11 protein-coding genes are annotated in these 9212 nt (G+C 70.9%); 8 read left to right on the plus strand and 3 right to left on the minus strand.

Features of this window, described 5'->3' with window-relative positions; translation table 11 throughout:
• Together U2P90_RS06665 and U2P90_RS06670 are read left to right on the plus strand one after the other, a co-directional pair.
• On the plus strand, positions 1-450 hold the full coding sequence (locus U2P90_RS06665) for an NUDIX hydrolase (protein ID WP_322474300.1): 450 nt from the start codon (positions 1-3) through the stop codon (positions 448-450).
• Positions 447-914 carry an NUDIX hydrolase gene (locus tag U2P90_RS06670; protein ID WP_322474301.1) on the plus strand — a complete coding sequence of 156 codons (468 nt, stop codon included), beginning with the start codon at positions 447-449 and terminating at the stop codon, positions 912-914. Before U2P90_RS06665 ends, U2P90_RS06670 begins: the two co-directional genes overlap by 4 nt.
• Here the strand turns inward: U2P90_RS06670 and U2P90_RS06675 are convergent.
• Positions 901-1626 carry a GNAT family N-acetyltransferase gene (locus U2P90_RS06675; RefSeq protein WP_322474302.1) on the minus strand — a complete coding sequence of 242 codons (726 nt, stop codon included), beginning with the start codon at positions 1624-1626 and terminating at the stop codon, positions 901-903. The two genes, U2P90_RS06670 and U2P90_RS06675, sit on opposite strands and share 14 nt — an antisense overlap.
• A 262-nt stretch (positions 1627-1888) precedes the next feature.
• On the opposite strand from U2P90_RS06675, the gene U2P90_RS06680 reads away from it, so the two are divergent.
• From U2P90_RS06680 to U2P90_RS06705, 6 genes are all read left to right on the plus strand, one after another.
• Complete coding sequence (locus tag U2P90_RS06680; protein WP_295820362.1) at positions 1889-2224, plus strand: hypothetical protein; 336 nt, start codon at positions 1889-1891, stop codon at positions 2222-2224.
• A 73-nt stretch (positions 2225-2297) separates the two neighbouring features.
• Positions 2298-3812: a uroporphyrinogen-III C-methyltransferase gene (gene cobA, locus U2P90_RS06685; RefSeq protein WP_322474303.1), complete on the plus strand. Its 1515-nt coding sequence runs from the start codon at positions 2298-2300 to the stop codon at positions 3810-3812.
• Between the two features lie 114 nt (positions 3813-3926).
• Positions 3927-4493 carry a precorrin-2 dehydrogenase/sirohydrochlorin ferrochelatase family protein gene (locus U2P90_RS06690; protein ID WP_322474304.1) on the plus strand — a complete coding sequence of 189 codons (567 nt, stop codon included), beginning with the start codon at positions 3927-3929 and terminating at the stop codon, positions 4491-4493.
• Positions 4490-5587: a glutamyl-tRNA reductase gene (gene hemA, locus U2P90_RS06695; protein ID WP_322474305.1), complete on the plus strand. Its 1098-nt coding sequence runs from the start codon at positions 4490-4492 to the stop codon at positions 5585-5587. The genes U2P90_RS06690 and hemA overlap by 4 nt, the downstream gene beginning before the upstream one ends.
• A 59-nt stretch (positions 5588-5646) precedes the next feature.
• Positions 5647-6522, plus strand: coding sequence for a YgfZ/GcvT domain-containing protein (locus U2P90_RS06700; RefSeq protein WP_295820352.1), 876 nt, complete (start codon positions 5647-5649; stop codon positions 6520-6522).
• Positions 6515-6973: a hypothetical protein gene (locus U2P90_RS06705; RefSeq protein WP_322474306.1), complete on the plus strand. Its 459-nt coding sequence runs from the start codon at positions 6515-6517 to the stop codon at positions 6971-6973. The genes U2P90_RS06700 and U2P90_RS06705 overlap by 8 nt, the downstream gene beginning before the upstream one ends.
• 26 nt (positions 6974-6999) lie before the next feature.
• Here U2P90_RS06705 and U2P90_RS06710 read toward each other — a convergent pair whose 3' ends face one another.
• Both U2P90_RS06710 and U2P90_RS06715 read right to left on the minus strand, forming a co-directional pair.
• Positions 7000-8019, minus strand: coding sequence for an ABC transporter permease (locus U2P90_RS06710; protein WP_295820346.1), 1020 nt, complete (start codon positions 8017-8019; stop codon positions 7000-7002).
• Positions 8020-8053: 34 nt separating this feature from the next.
• On the minus strand, positions 8054-9076 hold the full coding sequence (locus U2P90_RS06715; RefSeq protein ID WP_295820343.1) for an ABC transporter permease: 1023 nt from the start codon (positions 9074-9076) through the stop codon (positions 8054-8056).
• Positions 9077-9212: the final 136 nt, after the last annotated feature.

The raw sequence follows: 9212 nt of genomic DNA on the forward strand, positions 1-9212 counted from the left end.
ATGAGTACACATGACTCTATCCGTGACCTGCGGGCCGTGATCGGCACCAGGCCCATCAACCTCATCGGGGCGGGCGCGGTGATCACGGATGCCCACGGACATGTCCTGTTGTGCCGCCGCGTGGGCGGCCGGGCGTGGGGCGTCCCCACCGGGAGCAGCGAACTGGGCGAGGCGCTGGACGCCACCATGCGCCGGGAGGTGCGCGAGGAAACCGGCCTGCACGTCCACACGGCCGACCTGCTCGACGTGGTCAGCGGCCCGGACACCTACCGCCGCCTGGCGAACGGCCACGGGTTCTACGCCTACACCGCCCTGTTCCGCATGACGGCGTGGAGCGGCACCCCGCAGCCGGACAGCGTGGAGATCGCGGAACTGTCGTTCTTCGCGCCGGACGGGCTCCCGCCTCTGGGCGGCCCCGTCACCCGCCGCGCCGTACAGGTGAGGGCGTGACGGCTGTGGACTACGTGCAGCACCTGCGCTCCCGCATCGGCCACGCGCCCGTCAACTGGGCCGGCGTGTGTGCCCTGGTCGTCAACGGCAGCGGCGAGGTGCTGCTGCAACGCCGCACCGACACCGGCGGCTGGGGCACACCCGGCGGCATCGCGGAACTGGGCGAGGCGCTGGAGGACACCCTGGTGCGCGAACTGCACGAGGAGACCGGCCTGACGCCGCGAGATCCCCTGCTGTTCGCGGTCATCAGTGGCCCGGACACCTACGTTCGGCTCCCGAACGGCGACGAGTTCTATCAGGTCACGACCGTGTACGTGGTGCGCGAGTGGAATGGATCGCCCCGCGCCGATGGCGTCGAGGGCCATGCCCTGCGGTTCTTCCCGCTGGACGCACTGCCTGCCGGCCTCGGCCCGGTCGACCGGCGTGCGCTGGAGCGGCTGCGGGTGTGCCTCAGCGTGTACTGATGGAGCGGGTGAAGGTCAGCCGCATTCCGCCCAGCGTGAAGCCTGCCCGCACCACATTGCGTTCGCTGCCGGTGCCGGGGGTGGTGAAGACCGTGGCCACGGTCGCCCCCGCCGCCTGCGCCGCGTGCAGCCGGGCAGCGATCAGGGCAGCCTGCACGCCCCGGTTCCGCGCGTCGGGCAGAGTGGACATGCCGTACAGCGCCCCCACGGCTCCGTTCACGCCCAGTGCCCCGCTGCCCGCCGGGACACCGCCTGGCCGGGCCACGAAGCGCCGCGTGCCCGGCGCGTGCGCGACCACCCGCATGATGTCCTCGCTGCCCGGCCCGAAGCCCTGCGCCGACACGGCCGCCCAGGCATCCGCATCGGGTTCCTCCTGCACCGGCAGGGTCACGGGCGGCAGCGTCTGCAGGGTGTGGGTGTACAGGTGCAGCACATACTCCAGCGCGTAGGCCCGTTCGCGCAGCAGCGGCAGCAGACCGGGCACGGCGGGGGAGAGGACATGCAGCGTGGCCGGCACGGCATGGGCGGCGCTGAAGGCCTCGAAGGCGGCCAGTTCTGCGGTGTCCGGCACGCGGGTGCCGTCGTGCCACGCGGTATTGAGCGGCAGGCCCGGCGCGACGAAAGCCGCGACCAGCGGCCCAAAACGTTCGGAGGTGCCGAACCCGGCATGGGCCTGCGCTTCTGCGTGCGCGATGCGCTGCCACGGTTCCATGCGGTCAGGGTACTCCGTGAAGCCCGTCTCAGCCGGATTCCGTCCGATTCCCGTCCATCCAGGACAGCACCGGATGCACGTCCATCTCCCGGAATCCGCATCTTCTCCTACTCCCTTCGGTCGGATTTCACCCCGCTTCCAGCGGGATTCAATCGGAGTCTGTCTCAGCCGGAGGACACGCGACCTTCAGCGGGGATTGGCCGGGCCTTGAACTTGTATGCCTTCGCCCCTTGTGTGTGCTGGGCGCGGCTCAAGGTGGATCATGCTCGCCTTTCATCCCCAGATGTTCGTCCGCATCGTCGAACTCGATGGCCCCCGTGCGCCGATGCCCCGGCCGCTCCAGAGCGGGTTCAGTGAGAACCGGGCCTACCGGGTGGTGGGTGTCTACAATCCGTCGGAATCCTCGGATGCGTACTTCATCCTGCCCAACGACCGCGAGGAGCTGTGGTTCATCTGCCAGCGCCATCTGCGCTTCGCCGGCCTGCACGACACCCAGGCCCACCATCTGGCGTGGCCCCTGACCGCAGACGCGCCCCTCCAGAGCGGCGGCGCCGCCGTGCCCACCGGAGACGCCCTGCACGCCACGGCGTCTGACTGATTCCGGAACCGGGGCCTCCGGCCACGGTCGGCGTGTCCCCCATGTCCCGCGTGCGGGAGGCTAGCCTGTCGGCATGACCGATGGTGCTTCTTCCTCCCGCGCGTTCGTCTCGCTGATCGGCGCCGGCCCCGGTGACCCCGGCCTCCTGACCCTGCACGGACAGCGGGCCCTCCGTGAGGCCGATGTGGTGCTGTTCGATTACCTGGCCAATCCGGAGTTGCTGCGCTTTGCCCCTGACGCCGAGACGATCTACGTGGGGAAGAAGGGCTTTTCGGAGTACATCAGCCAGGAACAGATCAATGCGCTGATCGTCGAGAAGGCCCAGGATCGAGGCGGCCAGCGGGTCGCGCGCCTCAAGGGTGGCGACGTGTACGTGTTCGGCCGGGGCGGCGAGGAGGCCGAGGCCTGCGCCCTGGCCGGGATCCCCTTCGAGGTCGTGCCGGGGGTCAGCAGCGCCATCGCCGCGCCCGCCTACGCCGGGATTCCGGTCACGCACCGCGAGGTGGCCCGCAGTTTCGCCGTGCTGACCGGCAACACGAAGGAGGGCGGGGCACACTACGAGCGGCTGTCCGGGGTGGACACGCTGGTGCTGCTGATGGGCGTACGCAACCTGACGCAGATCTCGGCCGACCTGATCGCGGCCGGGCGCTCGCCGGACACGCCCGCCGCGACCATCCAGTGGGGCAGCACGCCGCAGCAGCGCACCGTGACCGGCACCCTGACGACCATCGCGCAGGTCGTGCAGGACGCCGGGCTGGAGGCTCCGGCCGTGACCGTGGTGGGCGAGGTCGTGCGCCTGCGCGAGCAGTTGCGCTGGTTCGATCTGGGGTCGCGCGTCGGCGGATCGCTGGCCGGAAAGACCGTGGCCGTGACCCGCACGCGCGACGGCGCCAGTGGTCTCTCGGACGTGCTGCGTTCCCGCGGGGCGAGCGTGCTGGAGGTGCCCCTGATCCGCTTCGCGCCCATTCCGGACGACGCGCCGGTGCTGGCCGCCCTGCATGGCTTCGGCGGCTGGCTGCTGCTGACCAGCAACCAGGCGGTCACGGCCCTGTTCGGCGTGCTGGAACGCGCGGGGCTGGACGCCCGCGCCCTGGCCCGGGTGCGGATCGCCGCCGTCGGGCCGAGCACGGCGCGGAGCCTCGCGGAGCGCGGGCTGCGGGCAGATTTCGTGCCGTCCACACCGGGGGCGCGGCACCTGGGCAGCGGGCTGCCGGCCGGGGCAGGCGAGGCCACGCTGCACCTCACCTCCCAGCTGGCCGAGGACGACCTGCAGCGGGCGCTGGAGGCGCGGGGGATCGCGTACCGGCGCACCGAGCTGTACCGCACCGAGCCGGCTGTGCCGACCGAGAACGTCCTCCAGCGGCTGCGCGAGGCGGCGGTCGTGACGCTCGCCTCGGGCAGTGCGGCGCGGCATCTGGCGGCGCTGACGAACCAGGACTTCGACCCGCTGGCCCTGCCGGTCGCGGCGATGGGGCCACAGACGGCCGACGCTGCCCGCGAGGCCGGGTTCACGCGGATCACGGTGGCCGACACGGCCAGTCTGGAATCGCTCGCGGATGCGGCCGAACGGGCGGTACAGACAGGCTGAGCCGCTCGCCATGCCGGGACAGGAGCGACCTGGGCGCATTCCTGTGTGCCAGATGCCCGTCCTGACCGTTCGGTCGGGGACCCCTGACCCGCCTGCCGGGCGTAGCATACGCGGGTGAGTCTGGCCGCCATCCTCGAACTGCACGGTGCCCGCGCCGTGGTCGTCGGGGGCGGCCGTGTCGCTGCCCGGCGTGCCCGCACGCTGCTGGACGCCGGCCTGGACGTGCACGTGGTCGCCCCCGGCGTCCTCCCCGAGGTGCGCGCCCTGCCGGTGACCTGTGCAGAACGTGGGTACCGTTCAGGCGACCTTGCAGGCGCGGCGCTGGTCGTGGCGGCCACGGACGACGCGCACCTGAACGACACCGTGACGGCCGAGGCCCGCAGCCTGGGTATTCCTGTGAACCATGCCGGGCACGCCGAACGCGGCACGCTGCGTTTCCCGGCGGTGGCCCGGCGGGGCGGCGTGCAGGTGGCCGTCACGACCGGCCGCGAACTCCCGATGCTCGCCCAGGCCCTGACCGAACTGATCGCGCCCCTGCTGCCGGATGCCGCGCATCTGGACGCCTGGGCACAGCGCCGGGACGCGGCCCTGACTGTCGACGGTGAGGCCCGCGCCACGGCCCTGGCAGGGCTGCGAGACGACATCCGTGCCCATCTGGGCCTGCCGGGGAGCAGCGCATGACCCTGCGCTGCCCCACCGCCGAGGCCCTGATCCTCGCGTCCGGCCACGACCCGGCTCCGCCGCTGGACTTCGCCGTGGTCGGCCTGAACCACCAGACCGCGCCGGTTGAGGTGCGTGAACGCGCCGCCGTGCGGGCCGGCGAGGAGGGAGCGCTGCTCTCGCACCTGTCGGGTCACGCCGACGAGGTCATGCTCCTGAGCACCTGCAACCGCACCGAGGTGTACCTCGCGGGGCTGGGGGGCGATCCGGTCGCGGCCTTCGAGGGTGCATGGGGGCACGCCCTGGACGGTCACCTGTACGTCTACCGGGGCGAGGACGCGGCCCGCCACCTGTACCGCGTGGCGTCGGGCCTGGACAGCCAGGTGATCGGCGAGACGCAGATCCAGGGTCAGGTCAAGCGGGCGTGGCAGGACGCCCACGCGCGCGGCCTGAGCGCCGGGCTGCTCAACAAGATCGCGCAGGGGGCCCTGGCCGCCGGCAAGCGTGTGCGCTCCGAGACCGGTATGGCCGATCACGTGGTCAGCGTGTCGAGCGCTGCCGTCGATCTGGCCCGGACGGCGCTGGGCCGCCTGGACGACAAGGCTGTGCTGGTGCTGGGCGCGGGCGAGACCGCCGAGCTGACCCTGACCCACCTGCGGGCCGCCGGGGTGCGGGACGTGATCGTGGTGAACCGCACCGTGGAACGGGCCCGGCAGCTCGCCGAGCGCTTCGGGGGCCGCACCTGCGCCGCCGATCTGCTGCACGAGGCGCTGCCGCAGGCCGACGTGGTCATCGCGTCGAGCGCGGCGCCGCACCACGTCCTGACGGCTGCTGGCGTCGGGCAGGCCCTGCGTGAGCGACCGGATCGGCCCATGTTCCTGATCGACATCAGCGTGCCGCGCATCCTCGACCCGGCCATTGCGGGAGTGCCGGGGGCACACCTGTCGAACCTGGACGACCTGGGCGCCGTGGTGCGCCGCAGCCTGGACTCGCGCCGCGCCGCGCTGCCCCTGGCCGAGATGATCGTCCGCGAACAGGTGGCCGAGCTGGGGCGCTGGCATCTCACGCGCGGCGCGCAGCTGGCCCGGCGGGAACTCGCGCACGCCTGCGACTGAGTGCCCCGTTCCCCCCGCGCACACAAAGCGGCCGCCCGTCTTCCCGTACCCTGAGCGACATGTGGACTCGGCTTCCCTCCTCCAGCCTGCGCCTGACCGGCGCGGATCGCGTGGACTTCGTCCAGGGCCAGATGACGGGTGACCTGCGCGGCGCGCCCACGCCCGGCATGGTCACGGGGGCATTCCTGAACGTACGCGGCCAGATCGAGCATTTCGCGCGCGCGTACCGCCGCGAGGGCGACGTGTACCTGCACCTCGATCCGGATCAGGCGCCCGCCCTGGCCGCCCGTCTGAAGCGCTACGTGATCTTCGATCAGGTCGAGATCGAGGCCACCACCGAGCTCCTGGCGACCGTTCACGTGCAGGATGCGGCCATGCTGGCCGGCTGGGAGGCCTCCGGCCCCGACGCGCAGCAGTTCGAACTGGCCGGCATCACGGTTCTGGGGGGGCGCGTGAACCGCACCGGCACGCCTGGCGTCGACCTGCATTACCTGCGCCGCCATGAGGACGCGGTGCTGGCCGTGCTGCCCGGCGAGGAAGGCACGCTGGAGACCCTGACCGCCGCCCGGATCCGCGCCGGCATTCCCGATGTCGTGCGCGACGGCTTCACCGGTACGCTGCTCCAGGAGATCGGACTGGATGTGGGCGGCCCCCTGCCGGCCATCAGCTACCGCAAGGGCTGCTATGTGGGCCAGGAGATCATGGCCCGTCTGGAAGCGCGGGGCAACGCCCGGTACCACCTCGCGCGGCTGGTCGGGGCCGCCCTGCCGAACCACGCCGAGGTCACGCTTGCCGGGAAGGTCGTGGGCCAGTCGGGGGAGCACGCGCAGGGTCTGAGCCTTGCGCGGCTGCGCCGGGAACTGACGGACGGCGCCGCCGTCGAGGTGGGCGGCGTGCCCGCGACGGTGCAGGTGCTGACCGCCGTTCATGCTTGAGCGCCTGACCCGCGACCTGCGCTCGGGAACCCGGGACGGCCTGATCCGCGCGGCGCGGCAGGCCTACGCCCTGGCGCTGGGGGTGCTCGCCGTGCCGGGCGTGGTGCTGGGCGTGATCCTGCTCCTGTCGGCCCCACCCCAGACGCCTGGGCCGGCCGTGGCCGGTCTGCTGCTGCTGGGGGTCGGCCTGGCCGCCGTGGCGCTGTATCTGGCGTATCAGGCCGCCCGCCGCGCCGATCTGCCCGCCCGGCAGGCGGCGCTGACCGCTGCAATCCAGGCGGCCACCGCCCCCGGTGTGCTGCTGCTGCTGGGCTGCGCCCTGCTGGGTCAGCCGCTGGCCGTGGCGGCCTTCTGGGCGCTGGCACTGGGCACGTACGCGCTGGTGTGGCGGCAGTTGCCCGGCTGGGTGCGCGATCCGGAGCCACAGGACGAACGCCTGCCGTCGTCGTGACCGGCAGGCGTCCTGACGACTGACCGTCAGCGCGTCTTGGGATCGAGCGCGTCGCGCAGGCCGTCGCCGAAGAGGTTGAAGGCCAGGCTGAACAGGATGATGAACGCGGCCGGATACACCAGCACGTACCAGTACTCGGGCTTGAGCCACGCGCGGGCGAAGTCCACGAGCTGCCCCCATTCGCTGAAGCCGGCCTCGAAGCCCAGACCCAGGAAGGACAGGGAGGCGATGGCCAGCGGGGTGGTCGCGAGGTCGAGCACGGCCAGGGTGAACACGGCGGCCACCGAGTTGGGCACGACGTGCTTGAGGATCAGGCGCATGTCGCGGGCCCCCAGGGCGCGGGCGGCATCGACGTATTCCAGTTGCCGCGTGCGCAGCACCTCGCCCCGGATGATGCGGGCGTAGCCGGCCCAGCCTGCCACACAGAACGCCACGATGATCGGAATGGTGGGATCGTAGTCCGACCCCGAGGCAGTGAATCTGGCCCGCATGATCGTCAGGATCACGACGGTCAGGATCAGCGGCGGCAGGGCGAACAGGACGTCGATGAAGCGCTGGATCAGGTTGTCGATCCAGCCGCCGTAGTAGCCGCTGACCGCTCCGATGATCACGCCGATCACCAGCGTGATCCCGACGATGATGAACGCCATCTTCAGCGCGGTCCGGGTGCCCCAGACCAGTCCATAGAAGATGTTGTAGCCGTTGACCGTGCCGAAGATAGCCGAGGCGCTGGGGGGGGTGGGCTGCTGCTGGAAGCTCACACGCTCGATGCGGTAGCAGCTCTCCGGGGGAGCGAAGATGGCCTGCAGCGCAACGCCCGGCCGGTAGACCTCGTTCGGGGTGGCGATGTTCAGGTCGCGCAGGCAGTTGTCGGCAGGTCGGGCGATCAGGGGCGCGAACAGCGCCGTGAGTCCGAACAGCAGGGTGATGATCAGTCCGGCGATCGCCAGCGGGTTGCGCCGCAGCTTGCGCATGGCGGGACTGGTCCAGAACAGCTGCCAGCGGCCGCGCTGGCTCACGGGCACCGGGGCGGAGACGGTCGTCATACGTGACCTCGGGTGGCAGGAGAGGCGGGGGACATCAGTCGAACCTCACTCGGGGGTCGATCACACCGTACAGGATGTCCACCACGGTACTCACGACCACCACGATCACGGCCGACAGCAGGGCGAAGCCCAGAACCGCGGCAAGGTCCGTCTGGAGGGCGGCCTGCACGACCCACTGGCCCACGCCGGGGTACGCGAAGATCGTCTCGGTGATGAGCGAGCCGCCCAGCAGGCCGATGATCAGGAAACCGCCCAGGGTCACGATGCTCAGCAGGGCATTGCGGCGGGCGTGCTTGTTGTTCACGGTGCGGTTGGCCAGCCCCTTGGCACGGGCCGTCCGCACGTAGTCGCTCGTCAGCGCCTCGAGCATGTTGTTGCGCATGACCTTCACGATGTTGGCGCTCAGTACCGTGACCAGCGTGATCGCTGGCAGGATCATGTGCTGCACGACATCCCACGCGATGTCCCAGCGGCCGTTCAGGGCGGCGTCGATGGACAGCATGCCGGTGTAGCGTTTCAGGTCGCTCAGGGCAAACTGGTTCAGGACATTGACCTGACCAGCCCCCGGCAGCCAGCCCAGGTAGGCGTAGAACACCGCCAGCAGCAGAATCCCCAGGACAAAGGTGGGCAGGCTGTAGCCGAACACGACCAGCACGCGGATGACCTGATCGATCAGTTTGTCCTTGTGGAGTGCACTCAGGGTGCCCAGCCAGATCCCCAGCAGCAGGATCGGAATGGCCGTGATGATGGTCAGTTCGATGGTGGCGGGCAGGCGGGTCTTGATGGTCTGGATCACGTCCTGGCTGCTGGCCCGGGAGTAGCCCAGGTCGCCTTTCAGGGTGCTCCCCAGCCACCGGCTGTACTGCACGGCGAAGGGCTGATCCAGACCGCGTTCGCGGATGATCTGGTCGGCGCGGGCCGCCTGCTGCTCGCTGCGGATGTACGGCGCGACGCGCTGGGCCGGCGTGAGCAACTGGGTCAGCCCGACGATCATCAGGGACAGGACGAGCATGACCAGGGGAATCTGGATCACTCGCCGGATGATGAAATTGAGCATGGAGGGCCTCGTGGGAATGTGCGGGTGCCGGACGGACGGTGCCGTCGGCGAGCGGGGCGGACGGGGGATCGGAGCGGCGGGCGCTCTGCGCGTCCAGCTTAATCCAACCGGGTACGGCGGGCAAAAGATGAGCGCT

The organism is Deinococcus sp. AB2017081 (genome assembly GCF_034440735.1).
GTDB lineage: Bacteria > Deinococcota > Deinococci > Deinococcales > Deinococcaceae > Deinococcus > Deinococcus rufus.

Excerpts from the sequence above, each read along its gene's own strand:
- U2P90_RS06665 (WP_322474300.1), top strand. The coding sequence starts at position 1 with ATGAGTACACATGACTCTATCCGTGACCTGCGGGCCGTGATCGGCACC.
- U2P90_RS06675 (WP_322474302.1), bottom strand. The coding sequence starts at position 1,626 with ATGGAACCGTGGCAGCGCATCGCGCACGCAGAAGCGCAGGCCCATGCC.
- U2P90_RS06680 (WP_295820362.1), top strand. The coding sequence starts at position 1,889 with ATGCTCGCCTTTCATCCCCAGATGTTCGTCCGCATCGTCGAACTCGAT.
- cobA (WP_322474303.1), top strand. The coding sequence starts at position 2,298 with ATGACCGATGGTGCTTCTTCCTCCCGCGCGTTCGTCTCGCTGATCGGC.
- hemA (WP_322474305.1), top strand. The coding sequence starts at position 4,490 with ATGACCCTGCGCTGCCCCACCGCCGAGGCCCTGATCCTCGCGTCCGGC.
- U2P90_RS06700 (WP_295820352.1), top strand. The coding sequence starts at position 5,647 with ATGTGGACTCGGCTTCCCTCCTCCAGCCTGCGCCTGACCGGCGCGGAT.
- U2P90_RS06705 (WP_322474306.1), top strand. The coding sequence starts at position 6,515 with ATGCTTGAGCGCCTGACCCGCGACCTGCGCTCGGGAACCCGGGACGGC.
- U2P90_RS06710 (WP_295820346.1), bottom strand. The coding sequence starts at position 8,019 with ATGACGACCGTCTCCGCCCCGGTGCCCGTGAGCCAGCGCGGCCGCTGG.
- U2P90_RS06715 (WP_295820343.1), bottom strand. The coding sequence starts at position 9,076 with ATGCTCAATTTCATCATCCGGCGAGTGATCCAGATTCCCCTGGTCATG.